This window comes from Maribacter thermophilus (assembly GCF_001020565.1).
GTDB classification, from domain to species: domain Bacteria; phylum Bacteroidota; class Bacteroidia; order Flavobacteriales; family Flavobacteriaceae; genus Maribacter; species Maribacter thermophilus.
Genome location: NZ_LDAS01000001.1, coordinates 100,402 through 121,549 on the forward strand (window position 1 = coordinate 100,402; position 21,148 = coordinate 121,549).

At 43.0% G+C, this 21,148-nt stretch carries 9 protein-coding genes and 1 pseudogene; all 10 read left to right on the top strand.

The window, feature by feature from the left end; genetic code table 11:
• Window positions 1–2,029, top strand: a pseudogene (locus AB657_RS00505) (T9SS type B sorting domain-containing protein); the annotation flags it as partial.
• A 12-nt stretch (window positions 2,030–2,041) separates the two neighbouring features.
• Entirely contained in the window at window positions 2,042–2,995 is a 954-nt protein-coding gene (locus AB657_RS00510) for a PorP/SprF family type IX secretion system membrane protein (protein WP_047244716.1), read from the top strand.
• A 14-nt stretch (window positions 2,996–3,009) separates the two neighbouring features.
• Window positions 3,010–4,953 carry an OmpA family protein gene (locus tag AB657_RS00515; RefSeq protein ID WP_047247697.1) on the top strand — a complete coding sequence of 648 codons (1,944 nt, stop codon included), beginning with the start codon at window positions 3,010–3,012 and terminating at the stop codon, window positions 4,951–4,953.
• A 499-nt stretch (window positions 4,954–5,452) separates the two neighbouring features.
• The gene (locus AB657_RS00520) at window positions 5,453–9,481 is read left to right on the top strand and encodes an FG-GAP-like repeat-containing protein (protein WP_047244717.1); all 4,029 of its coding nucleotides are present in this window, start codon (window positions 5,453–5,455) and stop codon (window positions 9,479–9,481) included.
• A 431-nt stretch (window positions 9,482–9,912) separates the two neighbouring features.
• Complete coding sequence (locus tag AB657_RS00530; RefSeq protein ID WP_157491531.1) at window positions 9,913–15,930, top strand: beta strand repeat-containing protein; 6,018 nt, start codon at window positions 9,913–9,915, stop codon at window positions 15,928–15,930.
• 28 nt (window positions 15,931–15,958) lie between these two features.
• Window positions 15,959–17,992: an Ig-like domain-containing protein gene (locus tag AB657_RS00535; protein WP_047244720.1), complete on the top strand. Its 2,034-nt coding sequence runs from the start codon at window positions 15,959–15,961 to the stop codon at window positions 17,990–17,992.
• Between the two features lie 67 nt (window positions 17,993–18,059).
• On the top strand, window positions 18,060–18,950 hold the full coding sequence (locus AB657_RS00540) for a PorP/SprF family type IX secretion system membrane protein (protein WP_232304818.1): 891 nt from the start codon (window positions 18,060–18,062) through the stop codon (window positions 18,948–18,950).
• An 86-nt stretch (window positions 18,951–19,036) separates the two neighbouring features.
• The gene (idi, locus tag AB657_RS00545) at window positions 19,037–19,570 is read left to right on the top strand and encodes an isopentenyl-diphosphate Delta-isomerase (RefSeq protein ID WP_047244722.1); all 534 of its coding nucleotides are present in this window, start codon (window positions 19,037–19,039) and stop codon (window positions 19,568–19,570) included.
• Window positions 19,567–19,974 (top strand): 6-pyruvoyl trahydropterin synthase family protein, encoded by a 408-nt coding sequence (locus tag AB657_RS00550; protein ID WP_047244723.1) that lies wholly within the window; start codon window positions 19,567–19,569, stop codon window positions 19,972–19,974. Before idi ends, AB657_RS00550 begins: the two co-directional genes overlap by 4 nt.
• A gap of 170 nt (window positions 19,975–20,144) precedes the next feature.
• Entirely contained in the window at window positions 20,145–21,113 is a 969-nt protein-coding gene (locus AB657_RS00555) for a type I phosphomannose isomerase catalytic subunit (protein WP_047244724.1), read from the top strand.
• The last annotated feature ends 35 nt before the right edge of the window (window positions 21,114–21,148 follow it).

Genomic DNA, 21,148 nt, shown 5'->3' on the forward strand with positions numbered 1-21,148 from the left:
CGGGGACGGAACGCCGGACTATCTGGATCCCGATTCTTCTCCAGAGAAGGACACGGACGGGGACGGTGTGCCTGACAGTGCGGACCTTGACGACGACAACGACGGTATCTTGGATTCGGTGGAGGACCCGGACCTTGACGGTGACGGCGATCCCTTGACGGATCCCCTGGACACCGACGGCGATGGCATCCCGAACCATTTGGACATCGACAGCGACAATGACGGCATTCCCGACAATGTGGAGGGACAGACGACGGCTGGTTATGTGGCACCGAACGATGACGACGAGGCGACGTAGGCCTCGAACGACGGCGTGAACAGTGCCTACCCGCGCGGAGTTTCCCCGGTGGACACCGATGGTGATGGCACGCCGGACTAGATAGACCTTGACAGCGACGACGATACGGTTCCGGACAACAACGGGGGCCATGATTTTGATTATGACGGCGAGCCCGACAACGAATATACCGGTGTCGATACGGACGGCGACGGCCTTGACGATGGCTACGAGGGCAGTGATGTGGACGCCGGCTTTGACGTGAACGACGAGATAGACGATCCCGCGAACGACCTTCCCGATACGGATGGCACTGAGGACGTTAACTACCGGGACCTTGACGATGACGGCGACGGCATCGACACCCCCGACGAGGACGCCGATGGCGATGGCGATCCTACCAACGACGATACGGATGGCGACGGAACGCCGGACTACCTAGATCCCGATTCTTCTCCCGAGAAGGACACGGACGGGGACGGTGTGCCCGACAGTGCTGACCTTGACGACGACAACGACGGCATATTGGATTCTGTGGAGGACCCGGACCTTGACGGTGACGGCGATCCCTTGACGGATCCCCTGGACACCGACGGCGATGGCATCCCGAACCATTTGGACATCGACAGCGACAATGACGGCATTCCCGACAACGTGGAGGGACAGACGACGGCTGGTTATGTGGCACCGAACGATGACGACGAGGCGACGTATGCCTCGAACGACGGCGTGAACAGTGCCTACCCGGGCGGAGTTTCCCCGGTGGACACCGATGGTGATGGCACGCCGGACTATATAGACCTTGACAGCGACGACGATACGGTTCCGGACAACAATGAGGGCCATGATTTTGATTATGACGGCGAGCCCGAGAACGAATATACCGGTGTCGATACGGACGGCGACGGTCTTGACGACGGCTACGAGGGCAGTGATGTGGACGACGGCTTTGACGTGAACGACGAGATAGACGATCCCGCGAACGACCTTCCCGATACGGATGGCACTGAGGACGTTAACTACCGGGACCTTGACGATGACGGCGACGGCATCGACACCCCCGACGAGGACGCCGATGGCGATGGCGATCCTACCAACGACGATACGGATGGCGACGGAACGCCGGACTACCTAGATCCAAACATTGAATTATTGGATGTTGTTGATGATGATGTTTCCACCACTGAGAATACACCTGTAGATATCGATATATTGGAAAACGACATGGATATACCTTCAGATGGAACATTGACCTTTACCGATCCATCTAATGGCATCGTAGAGGTGAATGACGGAGGTACTCCTGATGATATTAGCGACGATACGGTTACGTATACACCTAATGATGAATTCTATGGTACGGATACTTTTGAGTATACCATATGTGACTCTTTTGGTAATTGTGATACCGCAACGGTAACCATAATGGTAGAAGAGTCCATATCTAAAAAAATTGTGGTAAACCAGATGGTTACGCCCAATGGAGATGGAAGAAACGACTTTTTGTTCATTAGAGGTACTGAAAACATTAGATATAGCAAGTTGAGGATTTTCAATAGATGGGGAGTGGCCGTTTATGAAGGAGAAAACTACAATAACCAAAATAATGTTTTCGATGGTAGGTCTAGAGGAAGGTCAACATTCAATGTTGAGAAATATCTACCAGCGGGTATCTATTATTACATTTTTGACTATACCACATTAGACGGAGAGAGTTTTGTGGATAGTGAGTATCTTTACATTGATAGATAATATCATAACAGTATGAATATCAGAAATAAAGTTCTTAGCTTATTAGCAATTTCATTACTTTTTTTAGGGGTAATAAATGCACAACAAGATGCCCAATATACTCAGTATATGTTCAATACTATGAGTGTGAACCCTGCTTATGCGGGCTCTCGGGGACAATTAAGTATTGCGGCTCTTTACCGTTCCCAATGGGTTGGTCTAGATGGTGCCCCTACTACTCAAACATTAAACCTTCATTCACCTATCCGTAACAGTAAATTGGGTTATGGAGTGTCTATAGTTAATGATGAAATTGGTAATGGTACGGTACAAGAAACCTATTTTGATGCTGTTCTTTCCTATACTATAGATGTATCAAGGGAAGGGAAACTATCTTTTGGTCTAAAGGCCGGTGGTAATTTATTGAACCTTGATTTTACCAAGCTGAGAAATTTCGATGCGGAACCTGTTAATTCCAATAATATAGAAAACAAGTTTTCGCCAAATATCGGACTTGGGTTTTACTATCATTCCAATAAATTTTACGCAGGTTTGTCTGCACCTAATCTTTTACAGACAGAACATTTCGACAATTCTGAAACAGATGCAAATTCCGTTCAGTTTTTATCCAAAGAAAGAATAAACTTTTATTTTATTACGGGATATGTCTTTGACCTAAACGGTAATCTTAAGTTTAAGCCTGCACTTCTTACAAAAGTGGTTGGCGGTGCACCTTTACAGGTAGATTTATCGGCTAACTTTATGTTTAACGAAAAATTCACTTTTGGGGCTGCCTACCGATGGGATGCTGCAGTAAGTGCTATGGCCGGGTTTCAGATTTCAGAACAGTTTATGCTGGGGCTTGCCTACGATAGAGAAACAACTGAATTGGGAGGAACTCAGTTCAATGATGGTTCTTTTGAGGTCTTTTTAAGATTCGAATTGGTAAAATCTTTCCAAAGATTAGTGTCACCACGTTTCTTCTAAATATGAACAATCACATGATGAAAAAAATACAGTTTCTCATTTTTATTGGGCTCATAATCAATATAAACAGCACTTTTGCTCAAGAAAGATTGCTTAATAAAGGGAATGAAAAGTATGAAGAGTACTCTTTCAGGCCCGCAATAGATATCTATAAAAAGGTATTGGAAAAAGGATATGCCTCCGCAGACCTATTAAGAAAGCTGGGAAATTCTTATTATTATAATGCAGACTACAAAGAAGCAGGTGAGACTTATGCCCAACTGGTTTCTGATTATCCTACTGAAATTACGGCCGAAGATTATTTTAAATATGCCCAATCATTAAAATCATTGGGAGACTACGAAAAGGCCAGTACTATAATGGCAAAATTTTCTGAGATAACATCGAATGATTTAAGGGCCAGTGAATATAAAACGGAACGCGATTATCTGGCGGAAATAAAGGCAAACTCGGGCAGATATGAACTTAGGACATTCGAATATAATTCTCCTTATACAGAATTTGCACCTTCGTATTATAAAGAGGGACTAATATTCTCGTCCGATAGGGATACAGGTAATTTTGCCAGATATAGACATACATGGAACTCGAAGGATTTTTTAGATTTATATAAGGTTAATGCAGATAGTTCTTCCATCGATAATGTAGTCAAGCTTGGAGATAATGTTAATACTAGATTGCATGAATCTACGTCCATCACAACCAAAGATGGGCAAACAATGTACTTTACCCGTAACAATGTAGTAGAGGGTAAGTACAAAAAAGATGATAAAGGTATAATTAGGTTAAAGATTTTTAGGGCTCAATTAATGGAAGATGGTACATGGGGTGAAATCGAGGAATTGCCATTTAACAGCGATTCGTATTCTGTGGCCCACCCTGCATTGAGTCCCGATGAAAAAACACTGTATTTTGCTTCTGATATGCCAGGATCTATAGGTGAGTCCGATATTTTTAAAGTTGCAATCAATAATGACCGAACTTTTGGGCCTCCCATAAATCTTGGTTCAAACATAAATACAGAGGCAAGGGAAACTTTTCCTTTTGTTACCAACGAGGAGATATTATATTTTTCTTCGGATGGGCACCCTGGTTTAGGTGGGTTGGATGTTTTTGCAACCAAGATCAAACGAAACGATTTTACTGGTAAGGTTATGAACGTAGGCGAACCTGTCAATAGTATTAAAGACGATTTTACCTTTATTTTTAATGAAGAAACCAAACAAGGTTACCTTGCCTCTAATAGAGATGGCGGTCAAGGTTTTGATGATATATATAGTTTTATAGAAAAAGAACCACTAATTTTTGATTGTGTCCAGCAAGTTACCGGTACCGTTCGGGATAAGATTTCCAATCAAGTATTGGTAGGGGCAACCATTAAGGTCATTAATGAGGAAAATGAGGAATTACTATCTACGATAACCGATTCCGATGGAGAATACAGCCTGACCTTGGATTGTAATCAAGGTAATTTCGTGAGAGCTCTAATGGAGGGGTATGTGCCGCATGAGGAGTATATTGGTGAATCTGACGGTAAGCCAAAAATTATTGATTTTTATCTCGAAAGAGATAGGGTAACGGCCGGTTTTGGAGACGATTTGGCAAAATTATTACAACTAAGTACTATTTACTTTGATTTTGATAAGTATAACATTCGTAAAGATTCTGAAGTAGAAATAGAAAAGGTGATTGCGGCAATGGAAAAATATCCTAGCCTAAAGTTAAAAGTAAATTCACATACAGATAGTAGAGGTCCTGCAGCTTATAATTTATGGCTTTCACAAAAGAGGGCCGAATCTACTGTAGATTATATGGTGAAAAGAGGAATATCTCCCGATCGTTTGGTGTCAGAAGGTTATGGCGAATCTAAACTTTTGAACGAATGTGCTGACGGTGTTAAATGTTCTGCTGAAAAACACGAGTATAACAGGCGTTCTGAGTTTATAATTCTAGAATAAGAAAAATATTCTATAATTTTTAATGGTCAGCATGCCCATAGTGTAGTTCTATAAACAGAATATAGCCAGCGTTGTTGTGCTATTTTGTTGGAGGTACATTCGTTATGGTATGCCCTAGAAGGGCAAGTGCCCTGTTAGAAAAATAGAAGTGAATTTACTCCATTACCACTGTTGTTTTACAGTAATCAAGAACTAATAGGAAAATCACAGATGAAAGAAAATCCTGAATTTATGGGTCTGTAATAGACTACAATTCTTTCATTTAAGCTCAAAAGCCCTGTTTTTAAAGTGGTTTTGATGGCTTGCCATCGTTTTTTTATTCCGATACTTCTAGTTTAAGGGTGTTTACAACATTTTTTTTTCTCTTTTTTTTGAATAGCTGATTTTTGGAATACCTAATAATCAGCTAAATACTCCCCTTAAATTAGCAGTTTAATAATTAACAATGAAAATTCCCGAAATCAGGAATTGCATTTTAGCTAAGCAAAGTCTACTCTTAATGGCTATGTTTTGCACGGTACTAATAAGTGCACAGACCACATTTACGGAAAGTGCGGCTTCTTATGGGCTGAACTTAGGCCAGAGGAAAGATGGTGGACATGCTTGGTCAGATTTTAATGGAGATGGCCTTATCGATGTTTTGGTATTAGAAAACAACAATGGGAATAGTACTAAGAGTTTTTTGATGCGTCAGTCACCAGCTGGTACTTTTACCAATGTACAAAGTACTTTGGCTCCGGGTATGCTTGGCGACGCGGCAGAGAGGCAAGCGGTTTGGGGAGATTTGAACAACGATGGCCGGCCCGATTTTATGATCAATTCCCACGGTAGTTATGGATCGGGAGTGGCAATTCAGATCTTTATACAAAATGCAAACGGTACTTTTGGAAATGGGGCGGGAGGTACTGCCCCTATTACCATAGGAAGATCGGGGGCTACTATTAATATTAGTAATTTAAATACGGAAGGAGCGGGTTTCTTCGATTTTGAGGGGGATGGTGATTTAGATATATTCTTCGATAGCCACGATTTTGGGATAGAGCTGTTAAGGAACAACTATATAGACCACACCACCCATAGCATTGTAAATCCGGCCCCGACCAGTTTGTTTACCCATATCACAACGGGCAATGGCAATGGCGTTACCCAGTATGGTTTAAACCAATATGCGACCGATGGCGATTATGGTACGGCGGCAGATGTGAATGATGATGGATGGGTCGATATTTTTATGAGAAAACGTGACGAAAACGATTTCTTTCTCAATCAAGGGGGCATGTTCGCCAACGGGGCAGACTTGGGTCAGGCCAATAATAGTAATAAGGGAGGCAATGGATTGTGGGATTTGGACAATGACGGGGATCTAGATGCGGTATGGACAGAAAATGGTTTAACCCAAATATATAGAAACGATGGGGCGGGAGTTTGGACGGCCCTGGGGTCGAGCGTTTTTCCCGGTCTGCCACAACCCTCAAATACCAATAGCGGCTCCTCTTCTGCACGAATAGATGCCTTGGCCGGTGGTGATATCGATAACGATGGAGATATCGATTTGCTTCTAGTGGGGAATAGTAGAAGTTATTTGTTCATCAATCAGTTAAATAGTCCTACTCCCGCACCAGGGGTGGTAGGTAGCGGGGCACCAATGACCTTTAGCCTGGATCCGGAAACTTTTAACAGTGGCAGGGATGGCGAGGGTACCACCATGGTCGATATCGATGACGACGGAGACCTCGATATCTATATGAATATCAACAACAGTTCCAATCAACTTTATATCAATAACCTACCCGCGGCCAACAGAAACAATCACTTAATAGTAAATGTGACCGAAGACCGTTCGGCCGATGGCACTACAGGGGGATTTCCGGGCCGTGTGGCCATTGGTACCAATGTAATCATAAAAGACTGTGCCGGTAACATCGTCAGCGGACTTAGGCAGGTCAACGGGGTGTACGGTCATGGTACCCAACAACCCGAACAGGTTCATTTTGGCTTGCCCTTGGGGGAAAATGAAACCTATATTATAGAGGTTAGATATCCCAATTTTGTACACCCTACCAATGGGGTTACCCGATTGGTCGCCACTACCGTGGCACAACCCAGTACCATAGCCGGAACCAACCATTATTCGATGACCACTACGGATGCCGAAACCATTGAAAATCCCAATCCTCCTATTGCCAACGATGATTTGGAGGTCGTTTCCTACGGAAACACGGTTTCTGTCCAAATCGATCTGTTCGCAAACGATTCCGAACCCGATGGGGAAAACTTTTTTATAGAAAGTGTGGTACAACCTGCTATCGGAAGTGTAACGATAGACGATGCGGATAACGGTTTGGTTACCTATACCTACAGCGGGGCAACAGCTTTCCCCGGAACTACCTTCGAATATACCATTACCGATGCTACATCCACGATTTGCCCCGCACAGGGGAAAAGCGATACGGCAACGGTGACCGTTTATGAGCCTTGCGCAGATCCGGCAGGTATAGATACCGATGGCGACGGGATCAATGATATATGCGATTTGGATAACGACAACGATGGTATTTTGGACACCGATGAATGTATCGACTCTTCTGCACTTGTTGAAAATGGCGATTTTACCGATTGGATATTTTATAACAGTTGGACAGGCTCTGGGCAAAGTTGGAATAAAAATGCCAACCGTGCCTATTATGCACAATGGAATGGTGCCGGTACGGCTACATTTTATCAAACCATCAACGTATCTCCCAATATTTTAAATACCATCACTTTTGACGTCGGTGCCTATGCCGATCATTCCGGCGAATCAACGCTTGAAGTTAAGATAGATGGCGTAGTATACTATACGGAAACCTCTACTCAGATAGCAGCTACTAACGGGGGGAATTCCCAAGATAACAACGAGACATTGAACATGGTTTCCAGAAGCTTCTCTTTTACACCAACTACAAGCACTGTAATATTAAGTTTTGATGGATCTTCACCGGTAAATAATCACGATTTGTTATATGTAGACAATGTAATGTTAAGTACCGGTTGTGGGGATTTGGATGGTGATGGTATTACAGCTGTTTACGATTTGGACAGTGACGGGGATGGGTGTTTTGATGCATTGGAAGGAGACGGTGGTTTGGATTTTTCCGATTTAGAAAGCAACGGAACCATTTCAGGATCCGTAGATAGTAATGGAGTTCCAATAGCGGTGAGTGGTGGTCAGGGAAAAGGCAGTAGTGCGGATTACACAGTTACCTCGGGTCTATGTGATGACGATGGTGATGGGGTGGACAATGCGAATGATAAATGTCCGTATTTCGATGATGCCATTGATAGTGATAACGATGGTATACCCGATGGGTGTGATGTAGATGACGATAATGATGGTGTCTCAGATTGTGATGAATCTACTGAAAGTGTATCAAATGAGTTCGCATGGACCATGAATTCCCCTGCTGGAAATCTGGAAATGGATACCGATTATACGCCGGAAATAAATGATTGGATATTGGACGAAACCAAGACTATGGTCCTGAACAGCCCCATGTTCAGTGTTAGTGGTAGTAATTTACGAATAGAACCTGTGTCTTCAGCGAATAAAGAGGAAGCTGTTGCCAACGGCGATTATGTAGAAATATCTTTTACCACGGGGTCCGAGCTATCTTCATTTCACTTGAGTCAAATTAGGTCAGGTTGGTACCAACCTAATCAAGGGGATTCTTATTATACGGCAACGGCCTATACCAAAGTAGGTTCTGACGTTTGGACAACTTTGTCCGAAGATGTTTTACATACCGACGATGGAAGTACCTATGCTACTTTTCAACATTTAGGAGCCGATCCGCTTTATTTGGATGCGAATACCGAGTATGCATTTCGATTTTATGTATACGGGCAAATAGATGATTCTTCCCAATCTTATTCAATTTTGGATGATATCGCTTTCGGATTTACAGCTTGTAGAAACGGTGATTTGGATGGAGACACCACACCTAATCATTTAGACGATGATAGCGATGATGATGGTTGTAGCGACGCCGATGAGGCTTATGGAGCGGGTACGGATACGGATAGCAACGGAATGTACGGCTCGGGTAACCCAACGGTCAATTCGGACGGTTCGGTCGCAGCAGCTTCTTATGACGCGCCAAGGGATGGGGACTCTAACGGAAACTATGATTTTTTGCAGTCAGGTACAGCTCCTTCGATTACTGTACAACCCCAGGACGTTATCGTGTGTAGTGGTTGTAATACTACTATGGAAGTATCGGCATCTAGTTCGGATAGTTATCAATGGCAATTATATAATGGTACGATATGGGAGGATTTGACAGATACGGGAATACATAGTGGAACAACAACAAGTACACTCACTATTACCAATCCGCCCAATACTGCCAATGGAAATCAATATAGGGTCATAGTATCTAACTCAGCGTTCGTATGTAGTACTGAAGTTTCAGATATAGCCACTCTCAACCTTCAGGAAACTACCGTGATTACCAATCGAAGAATTACGTATAGGATTAAAAAAGATTAAGTTGATATCTAATTTTTAGTACTATCATAACCTCTTTAATTTTTTTGATTAAGCTATGGCTTTTTGCGTAGAAAGTTGAACCTACAACTATCAGGTGTATAATGATAAACACTTCTTGGTTATATGTTTCTATTAAAAAGTTATATATAGGGTCAATCTTTTGCAACCCTAACTATTATAGGGTGTTTTCGATAAAATGTATATAAATATGAATAATGTAAACCTCATGTTTGTCTATCTATACTGTACAAATAACTCAGTACACAACATTTATTTTAAAGGGTAAACCTTAAAATGAATCTTTGCCAGATATGATTGTGGGGTAAATCTACATTGATTTCATTGAGGTCAATTTACCATCCATATTATAACCAAGAATAAAACTTTAGAGACTATAGGGATTTCTGAAAATGAAATTGAAATTAAAAAGTATGAGAAGTCAAATTATTACAGCTAAAAGTAGTGCGTTAAAAAAAATACTGGTAATTTTCACCTTACTGTTGTCCGGTATGGCTTTTGCACAAACTACCGTTACTTTAGAGGATCAGTGCAACTGTGAAGTTTTGCAAGGAACTGATGTTTCTGCACCAGGAGTAACTTCGCCAACAGGCGCGGATCTTGGAGACTTGTATGTTAATACCACTACAGGAACTATTTATTTTTGGGACGGTGATTCTTGGGAATTGACCGCTATCGATTTGAATACTACGAATACTAGTTTTACAATTGATTCCGCTGCTGGTGATCTTGTAATAACGGATAGCGATGCAAATGAAGTTAGGGTTCCGTTGGCGGACATAGCTGCTGAAGTGAATACTAATACAACCAATGTAACTTTTGAGGTGAATACTACAACGGGTACATTGGATATAATTGACTCTGATACAAATGTAGTTTCCGTTCCGTTGGCCGATATAGCTGCCGAAGTGAATACGGACGATCAAAATGCTACCGAGGTAAGTCTTTTGAACCCTATTGATGTAGACGGAGATAGTACCAACGAGACAACAGTGGAAGAAGCTATAGCTGACTTGGCGGCGAACAATGCACTGGACCTTGACATAGATCCAACGAACGAGCTTACCACAAGCGGTAACGGTGCACCCGTGGGAGCCCCTGCCAATGATAATCCTGGGGCAACCTATCTAGATACGAGTACGAACGAACTGTATGTGTACGATGGTACCAACTGGACCATGGTTACCGACAATCAAAACGCCTCAGAGGTATCTTTTGACAATACAGGTACAACATTGACGGCAGGTAACGTGCAAGATGCGCTGTCCGAATTGGATGGGAATATAACATCAAGTGAACTTACCACAACGGTTGTTGCGGGTGCGGGAAACAACGTGACTTCGGTTGTCTCTGGTAATAATACAGAATATACGGTATCTTCTCAAATAAGTGGGGATGCGGGAAACAATATTTCTCTTGGTACGGATAACGGCCTTTTCTCTACCGACGATCAAAATGCTACCGAGGTGGGTCTTTTGAACCCTATCGATGTAGACGGTGATAGTACCAACGAGACAACGGTTGAAGAGGCTATAGCTGATTTGGCCGCGAACAATGCACTGGACCTTGACATAGATCCAACGAACGAGCTTACCACAAGCGGTAACGGTGCACCTGTGGGAGCCCCTGCGAATGATAATCCTGGGGTAACCTATCTAGATACGAGTACAAATGAGCTATATGTGTATGATGGTACCAACTGGAATATGGTTACGGACAACCAAAATTTGAGTGAGGTGTTGGCAGATGGTAATGATGGTGGCGGATTGGCCATCACCAATATAGCCAACCCTTCCAATGCACAGGATGCCGCTACAAAAGCTTATGTTGATGGTGAAATAGCCGCGGCGACTACCCTTAACGATGGACAAATATATGTTGGCGATGCCAGTAACAATGCCGTTGGGGTGACAGCATCTGGAGATGCGACCATATCCAATACTGGGGTTATAGATTTGACGGCCGATGCTGTTGAAACGGATGAAATTATAGATGGTGCGGTAACCAGTGATAAGATATTGGATGGAACAATAACCACAGTTGATATTGCCAATGATGCGGTTTCTTTGGAGAAATTAGCCCACGGGACCGCTGACGGACAAGTGATGCGTTGGGATGCGGCAACCTCTTCTTGGACCTTGGTGGACCTTGGTTCGGTAACGGTTACTGAAAATGATGGTGTTATTGGTAATGAGGTAGTAGGCCCATCAAATGGTAGCTTGGTTTTGTCCGGTACCGGTACAACAGTCGACCCGTTAAGATTGGCCGTTGCGGAGAATGGGATAACGACCGATGAAATTGCGGCAGGTGCGGTAGAATCTTCGGATATCGCTGCAGGTGCTGTAAACGCAGCTACGATAAATAATGATGTGGCCGGATCGGGATTAATAAAAAATGGTACGACAGGGGCCTTGGACGTGGATGTTTCAGCCTTGTCGGGAGACGGCAGTATCACATCTCCTAACAGTACAATAACATTGGGTGGCAACCCTGCTAATTCAATTTTCGAGGATGTTACCTTGGATGTGGATGTTTCGGCATTGACGGGAGATGGCGATATAACATCGAGTGATTTAACGGTAGGAGGAGACTCTAACGCATTGTTAGGCGATGTTAGCTTGGAGATAGCTGCAGGAGCAGTGGGCAACACTGAGCTTGGAGCGGATGCGGTGACCAGTGATAAGATATTGGATGGAACGATAGCCTCTGACGATATCGCTGCAGGTGCTGTAAACGCAGCTACGATAAATAATGATGTGGCTGGATCGGGATTGATAAAAAATGGTACGACAGGGGCTTTGGACGTGGATGTTTCAGCCTTGTCGGGAGACGGCAGTATTACATCTCCTAACAGTACAATAACATTGGGTGGTACTCCTGCGAATTCAATTTTCGAGGATGTTACATTGGACGTGGATGTTTCGGCATTGACGGGAGATGGCGATATAACATCGAGTGATTTAACGGTAGGAGGGGACTCTAACGCATTGTTAGGCGATGTTACCTTGGAGATTACTGCAGGAGCAGTGGGAACCACCGAGTTGGCCGCAGATGCCGTTGACAATACGAAGTTGGCGGACAACGCCGTAAATACGGAAAACATTACAGATGGGACGATTACAGCCTCCGATATAGCGGATGATGCCATAACGGCGGCGGCGATAAATAGCGATGTAGCAGGAACGGGATTGGTTCAGAACGCCACAACGGGAGCATTGGAAGTAGATGGAACGGCAATCACGGGAGATGGGGACATAACATCGAGCGATTTAACGGTAGGAGGGGACTCTAACGCATTGTTAGGCGATGTTACCTTGGAGATAGCCGCAGGGGCAGTGGGCAATACTGAGCTTGGAGCAGATGCGGTAACCAGTGATAAAATATTAGATGGAACGATAGCCTCGGGTGATATAGGTGCAGGTGCGGTAAATGCAGCTACTATAAATAACGATGTGGCTGGATCAGGTTTGACACAAAATGCTACAACAGGTGCTTTGGAGGTTAATGAATCCGTATTGGCCGATGGAAGTCTTACGTCGCCAAACAGTACAATAACATTAGGTGGTACGCCTGCGAATTCAATTTTCGAGGATGTTACCTTGGACGTGGATGTTTCGGCATTAACTGGAGATGGGGATATAACATCGAGTGATTTAACAGTAGGAGGGGACTCCAACGCATTGTTAGGCGATGTTACCTTAGAGATAGCCGCAGGGGCAGTGGGCAACACTGAGCTTGGTGCCGATGCGGTGACCAGTGATAAGATATTGGATGGAACAATAACCACAGTTGATATTGCCAATGATGCCGTTTCTTTAGAGAAATTGGCCAACGGAACAGCAGATGGCCAAGTAATGCAATGGGATGACACAACCTCTTCTTGGACCTTAGTAGACCTTGGGTCGGTGACAGTAACGGAAAACGATGGTGTAATTGGCAATGAGGTAACCGGAGCTACGGACGGCACATTAACAGTCTCTGGGGCAGGAACAACTGTGAGTCCTTTAACATTGGGAATAACCACAGGTGGTGTTTCTACAACCCAGTTAGCTAATGGAGGGGTTACTCTAGACAAGTTGGCCGATGGCACAACATCAGGGAATCTGATTCAGTGGAACGGTACTGATTGGGAATACGTAGCTGCAAGCACGTTGATACCGGCAACAACGGTATCCAATACAAGTAGTGTAAATACTTTGACCACAACAGTAAATGGTGTCACTGGAGCAGGAGTTGCTATAATAAATAGTAATACATTAAGTATAAATGGAAGTAACGAGTTGGTAAGTACTGTAAATGGGGTGGTTTCAAATAACGTAAGTTTGAGTCCTTATTTGGATAATACAGATGACCAGGATGCCGATGAGGTTGCCTTCGATGATAGTAGCGCATCACTAGGTGCAACGGATGTACAGGGAGCGATCGAAGCACTGGCAAGTGCACCCGATAACGATACCCAGTATACGGCAGGCGACGGATTGAACCTGGATGCGAGCAATGAATTTACAGTAGTGGCAGACCCGGCTGCGAACAACGCGCTTAGTATCGGTGCCAATGGTCTATATGCTACAGATACAGATGACCAGGATGCCGATGAGGTTGCTTTCGATGATAGTAGTGCATCACTAGGTGCAACGGATGTACAGGGAGCGATCGAAGCACTGGCAAGTGCACCCGATAACGATACCCAGTATACGGCAGGCGACGGATTGAACCTGGATGCGAGCAATGAATTTACAGTAGTGGCAGACCCGGCTGCGAACAACGCGCTTAGTATCGGTGCCAATGGTCTATATGCTACAGATACAGATGACCAGGATGCCGACGAGGTAGCCTTCGATGATAGTAGTGCATCACTAGGTGCAACCGATGTACAGGGAGCGATCGAAGCACTGGCAAGTGCACCCGATAACGATACCCAGTATACGGCAGGCGACGGATTGAACCTGGATGCGAGCAACGAATTTACGGCAGTAGCCAGTCCGGATGCTAACAATGCCTTGGAAGTTCGTGGCAATGGTCTATATGCTACAGATACAGATGACCAGGATGCCGATGAGGTAGCCTTCGATGATAGTAGCGCATCACTAGGTGCAACCGATGTACAGGGAGCGATCGAAGCACTGGCAAGTGCACCCGATAACGATACCCAGTATACGGCAGGCGACGGATTGAACCTGGATGCGAGCAACGAATTTACAGTAGTGGCAGACCCGGCTGCGAACAACGCGCTTAGTGTCGGTGCCAACGGTCTTTATGCTACAGATACAGATGACCAGGATGCCGATGAGGTAGCCTTCGATGATAGTAGTGCATCACTAGGCGCAACCGATGTACAGGGAGCGATCGAAGCACTGGCAAGTGCACCCGATAACGATACCCAGTATACGGCAGGTGACGGATTGAACCTGGATGCGAGCAATGAATTTACAGTAGTGGCAGACCCGGCTGCGAACAACGCGCTTAGCGTTAGTGCCAACGGACTTTACGCTACGGATACAGATGACCAAGATGCCTCTGAGGTAAATCTTTCAAGCCCTATCGACGTTGACGGCGACAGTGTAAACGAAACGAACGTACAGGAGGCCCTTGAGGACCTTGCCGCGAACAGCAGCGATGATCAAAACATTGCAAATCTTTCGATAAACACTAGTTCCAATGTACTTACTGTCGGTATTGAAAACGGTAGTTCTCAAACTGTTGATTTATCGCATTTGGATAATCCGGGTACGGATAACCAAAATATTGCAAACTTAGCTTTTTCTGGTACCACTTTAACCGTAGGTATAGAGAACGGTAGTTCTCAAACCGTAAGTTTACTTCCATTGGCCGACAATCAAAGTATACAAGGCTCAAATTTGTCAGGAACCACCTTAACTATCGGTATAGAAGACGGTAGTTCAGAAACAGTAGATCTGTCTAGTTTGGCAAACACCGACAACCAACAAATAAGTCTTTCTGGAAATACCATTACCTTATCAAACGGTACGGGTACGGATACAAGTGTAACCCTTCCTACGGCAGATGGTACCGAAACTATAGTAACAGCTGGTAACGATATTAGTGTTACAGGCGATGGTAGTGCTTCGACCCCATATGTGATAAACAATGTAAGACCCGATATATTTTACCCACCTTCCATAGAAGTGGACGTGGCCACCGTAGGAACAGGTAGATCCATTGATCTGCATGCGGAATATGTATCCCAATATGGTTCGCCCATGGTAAGGAGTGATGTTGGTGGGGCCAATGAAGCGCCCGCTGCTATTCCTACCTATGCTGCAAATGAATTGTACTACTATGTTACTTATTACGACGCAACAGTATTTGCCAACGTCCAAGTTAATGCCAATGGTATAATGACCTATGATGTGATTGCTACACCAACAGATTATAACACATTGATAAACGTTGTCTTTGTAGCCAAGTAATTTAGACGAAACAGATACCTAGACCGATTTGAAAAGAATTCATACATATAAAACCATTTTTCTTGGTATTGTTTTTACAATATTAGGGGTAACGGTATCCAATGCCCAGTATTTGTTGCAGGCCCCTGCTGATACAGCTGAAGAGACGAGAACGAATTTTCGTTGGTACGAAGCGCAGGATACTAGCACAATTTTAAGTACGGAGCGCTTTTTGGAAGTTACAGAACAAGGCGTTTATTTTGCTGTTTACGATGGTACTTTATGTGGTAAGAATGCTACTAGTTATTTTATCGTTACCAACTGTAATTCCCCATATAACGAGGTTACTCTTGATATTAGTGATAACACCGATAATCTTTCGCCAGCAGCATCTGTGAGTTGGACTCCTTCTTTACCAGGGGATCAGAGTGCGCCCACGGTTATTGCTACAAAAACTATAGAACGGTATGTAGCTACTATCAATAAGGCTGGAAATGCAAAAGACTTACCCAGTTTTACCGTGGTTTGTATTGACGAGTCGGCCATTCTTGTCGATGATATGGTAACGGTAGATGAAGATAGTTCTGTAATCGTTGATATTTTTTCTAATGATAGTGAGTTGCCTACAGAAGGTGTACTCACGACTACAGATCCGGCCAATGGAACGGTCAGCGTAGATGACAACGGAACACCTAACGATCCTACCGATGATATCGTAACCTATACGCCCGATCCGGATTATAATGGTTCGGACTCTTTTGATTATACGATTTGCAATATATATGGAGACTGTAGTACGGCGACTGTTACTATAGATGTGACTCCTATTCTTGATACTATCGATGATAGTGTGGTTACTAACGAAGATACTCCTATCGTATTGGATGTTTTAGGAAATGATAATGATATTCCGTCCACAGGTACTTTAACGGTCACCGATCCAACTAGTGGTACTGTGGTGATAGATAATGGAGGAACGCCTAATGATCCCTCCGATGATACGATTACCTATACACCAAGCGAAAATTTCGATGGTAATGATTCGTTTACCTATACCCTGTGCGATGACCTAGGTAACTGTGATACCGCAACGGTAACCATTTTAGTGAGTGACGCTGCCGATCTTGATGCGGATAATGACGGAATCTTGGATAGCTTTGAAGACCTGAATTTGGATGGCGACAATGATCCTGCGACCGATCCAACGGACTCTGACGGCGATGGCTTCCCCGACTATCTTGATATAGACAGTGATAACGATGGTATACCCGATAATGTGGAGGCTCAGACTACTGAAGATTATATTGCACCAAGTGATGTTGATACTGATGGTAACGGTGTAGACGATGCTTATGAAAATAATGGGGTCGTTGGATTATTTCCGGTAGATACGGATGGTGATAGTCTTCCTGATTATTTGGATGAGGATAGTGATAATGATAATGTTCCCGATAGTATAGAAGCACACGACCATGACCATGATGGTATTGCCGATGTTGTTTTCATCGGTTCGGATAAGGACGATGATGGACTGGACGATGGCTTTGAAGGTGCCATAACCGTCGATGTGGATGTTAACGATGAAATTGACGATCCTTTTGCAATGCTTCCGAACACGGATAGCGATGAAGAATCCGATTACAGAGATACCGATGATGACGATGATGGTATAGAGACCGTAGATGAGGACCTAAATCTTGATGGCAATTATGCAAATGACGATTCTGATGAGGACGGAATTCCTAATTATTTAGATCCCGATCTTGAGGAGCAAGAAGAGTTGGTAGAGGTTTTCAACGTTATAACGCCCAACGGAGATGGTGTTCATGATGTGTTAAGAATAAACGGACTTGAAAATTACCCGAACAATACCATTCGTATCTATAACAGATGGGGTGTTATGGTGTTCATGACCAAGGCCTATGGTACCCAAGGTAATGTGTTCGATGGTACGTCCCAGGCGAGGGCAACGATAGAAAAGGAAAATAAGCTTCCAGTAGGTACATATTTTTACATATTGGATTACGAAGAACCCAATGGTAAAATGAAACAACTTTCAGGTTACCTGTATATTAATAGATAAAAGGATGTCAAATAATAGATCGACAATAACAAAATATTACACCCTTGTAAATAGGCTTTTCCTTTTAATGTTATTTATTGGAACGATATCTTATGGCCAGCAAGATGCCCAATATACCCAATACATGTACAATACGGTAAGTGTAAATCCGGGGTACGCAGGTTCTAGGGGGCATATTAGTGTGGCTGCCCTACACCGTTCTCAATGGGTCGGTTTGGATGGGGCACCCGTTACGCAGACTTTTAATGTGCATTCTCCCATAGGTTATAGAGGTGTTGGTCTAGGTCTTTCTATAGTAAACGATAAGATCGGGCCTACCTCGGAAACCAGTTTTGATGTTGATTTTTCCTATACCATATGGACCTCTACTGAAGGTCGTTTAAGTTTTGGGTTAAAGGCCAGTGCTAATTTATTGGATATCCGATTTTCGGAGTTGAACCAGTACGCATCGGATCAAACGTTACAACAAGATATTGATAACAGGTTAACACCTAATGTCGGTGCTGGGGTCTATTACCATACCAATAATTTTTATGCAGGGTTATCTGTACCAAGGTTATTGGAAACAACCCATTTTGACGAATCTTCGCTTTCAACGGCCAAAGAACAGATGAATTTTTATTTTATTACAGGTTATGTTTGGGATTTAAATCCATTTCTAAAGTTTAAACCGGCATTACTTACCAAAATGGTACAAGGAGCGCCTTTACAGGTAGATCTTTCAGCTAACTTTATGTTCAACGAAAAGTTTATTTTGGGGGCAGCCTACAGGTGGGATGCCGCGGTAAGTGGTATGGCCGGGTTTAATATATCTAACAATTTCTTGATCGGCATTGCCTACGACCGTGAGACGACCGAATTGGGAGGTACATCTTTCAACGACGGTTCTTTCGAGGTCATTCTTAGATATGATTTTATCAGCACAAAGAACAATTTAAAATCACCTCGCTTTTTTTAAATACATTCCGTACATTTCTTCTTATTCTGTTATTTATTTTATTGATGGGTTTAACATAAGTTGTACAAAGACCCTATTTTTACAATATGAAGGAAGAAGAAGTAATACTTGTTAACGAAAATGACGAACAAATAGGCACCATGCCCAAGATGGAAGCCCATGAAAAAGCGGAACTTCATAGGGCATTTTCGGTTTTTGTTCTAAATGATAAGAATGAGATAATGTTGCAACAACGTGCAGCACATAAATACCATTCTCCATTATTGTGGACCAATACTTGTTGTAGCCATCAAAGGGTAGGGGAGTCGAATATTGAGGCAGGTAAGAGACGCTTACGGGAAGAAATGGGGTTTGAAACAGATTTAAAAGAACTTTTTTCTTTTATTTATAAGGCTCCTTTCGATAATGGATTAACGGAACATGAACTGGATCATGTAATGCTCGGGTATTACAACGATGAGCCTGTCATTAATGCGGAGGAAGTAGAAGATTGGAAATGGATGACCCCTGTCGATATTAAAAATGATATAGAGATAAATCCGGACGAATACACCGCATGGTTCAAAATAATTTTCGAAAAGTTTTATCAGCACTTAGTCGATAACCTTGTAGTAAGATGAAAGTAAAAGTAAGTAGAAAAGCTCATTTTAATGCCGCACATAGATTGTTTCGAGAGGATTGGGACGATGAAAAAAATACGGCGGTGTTCGGCAAATGCAGTAACCCAAATTATCATGGGCATAATTACGAAATGGTAGTCAGTGTTTATGGGGAGATAGACCAGAAGACCGGTTTTGTGATGGACATGAAAAAGTTGAAAGAATTGATCAGGGCAGAGATAGAAGAGGCCTTTGACCACAAAAATTTAAATGTGGAGGTGCCCGAGTTTAAGAACTTAAACCCTACAGCAGAAAATATAGCGGTAGTTATTTGGAAAAAGCTAAGGCCGCACATCTCAAAAGATAAAGACATAGAAGTAGTTCTTTATGAAACCCCTAGAAATTTTGTAACCTTTTCGGGGTAGTTTTTTATGCAACTACTTAGCCTATCTTCTTTGTCTAAAAGATACGGGGGTGGAATGTATCAGTTTAACCTTAGAAAGAGGTTGTTCATGTCAAGAAATTCATTCTTGGGCTATGTTTTAATCAAAGTCGATCTTTGTTCTTTTAAATTTAAAATCAATTAAAATTAATTATGACCTTATATCCATTAAAATTTCATCCTATTTTAAAAGAAAGACTATGGGGGGGAGTTAAACTAAAAGAAGTTTTAAATAAAAAGATAGAAAGTGATATTACCGGTGAGAGTTGGGAGCTTTCCGCTGTAAACGGAGATGTATCGGTAGTAGCAAATGGGGATCTTAAGGATACTTCATTGCAGGAGCTCATAGAAAAAGAACCGGAGGCCCTTTTAGGTAAAAGTGTGGTAGCTAGATTTGGAAAAGAATTTCCGATCTTGATTAAGTTTATAGATGCCAAACAAGACCTTTCTATACAATTGCACCCTAATGACGAACTGGCAAAGAAGAGACACAATTCTTTTGGAAAAACCGAGATGTGGTACATTATGGATGCGGATCCGGAAGCGGAGCTCATTGTTGGCTTTAATAGAGATGTCACCAGAGATGAATATGCTGAAAGTTTAAAGAACAATACATTATTGGACCTGTTGAATTATGAGAAGGTAAAAGAAGGGGATACCTTTTTTATTAATACCGGTAAGATCCATGCTATCGGTGCCGGGGTGCTTTTGGCAGAGATACAGCAAACCTCTGATGTTACGTATAGAATATTCGATTTTAATAGAAAAGACAAGAATGGCAACCTAAGGGAACTTCACACCGATCTGGCATTGGACGCGATCGATTATCAAAAAAAGGATGATTTTAAAGTTAGCTATTCGCAAACAGGGGATACTGTTAACCAAATGGTAGACTGTCCTTATTTTAAAACCAATTTCTTGAACCTTAAAAAAAATATGGAACAAGATACACGGTCTAGAGGCTCTTTTACGATTTACATGTGCGTATCCGGCAAGAGTAATATAAGTACAGAGTTCGGGGAAGTAGAGGTGAATAGGGGCGAAACCATATTGGTTCCTGCAATATCAAATAAAATATCGATAAAAACCCAAGGGGCCAAGTTGTTGGAGGTTACTATTTAGCGGCTTCTTATAAAATGAAATCCTAAAGTTGTACT

Excerpts from the sequence above, each read along its gene's own strand:
- AB657_RS00510 (WP_047244716.1), top strand. The coding sequence starts at position 2,042 with ATGAATATCAGAAATAAAGTTCTTAGCTTATTAGCAATTTCATTACTT.
- AB657_RS00515 (WP_047247697.1), top strand. The coding sequence starts at position 3,010 with ATGATGAAAAAAATACAGTTTCTCATTTTTATTGGGCTCATAATCAAT.
- AB657_RS00520 (WP_047244717.1), top strand. The coding sequence starts at position 5,453 with ATGGCTATGTTTTGCACGGTACTAATAAGTGCACAGACCACATTTACG.
- AB657_RS00530 (WP_157491531.1), top strand. The coding sequence starts at position 9,913 with ATGAGAAGTCAAATTATTACAGCTAAAAGTAGTGCGTTAAAAAAAATA.
- AB657_RS00540 (WP_232304818.1), top strand. The coding sequence starts at position 18,060 with ATGTTATTTATTGGAACGATATCTTATGGCCAGCAAGATGCCCAATAT.
- idi (WP_047244722.1), top strand. The coding sequence starts at position 19,037 with ATGAAGGAAGAAGAAGTAATACTTGTTAACGAAAATGACGAACAAATA.
- AB657_RS00550 (WP_047244723.1), top strand. The coding sequence starts at position 19,567 with ATGAAAGTAAAAGTAAGTAGAAAAGCTCATTTTAATGCCGCACATAGA.
- AB657_RS00555 (WP_047244724.1), top strand. The coding sequence starts at position 20,145 with ATGACCTTATATCCATTAAAATTTCATCCTATTTTAAAAGAAAGACTA.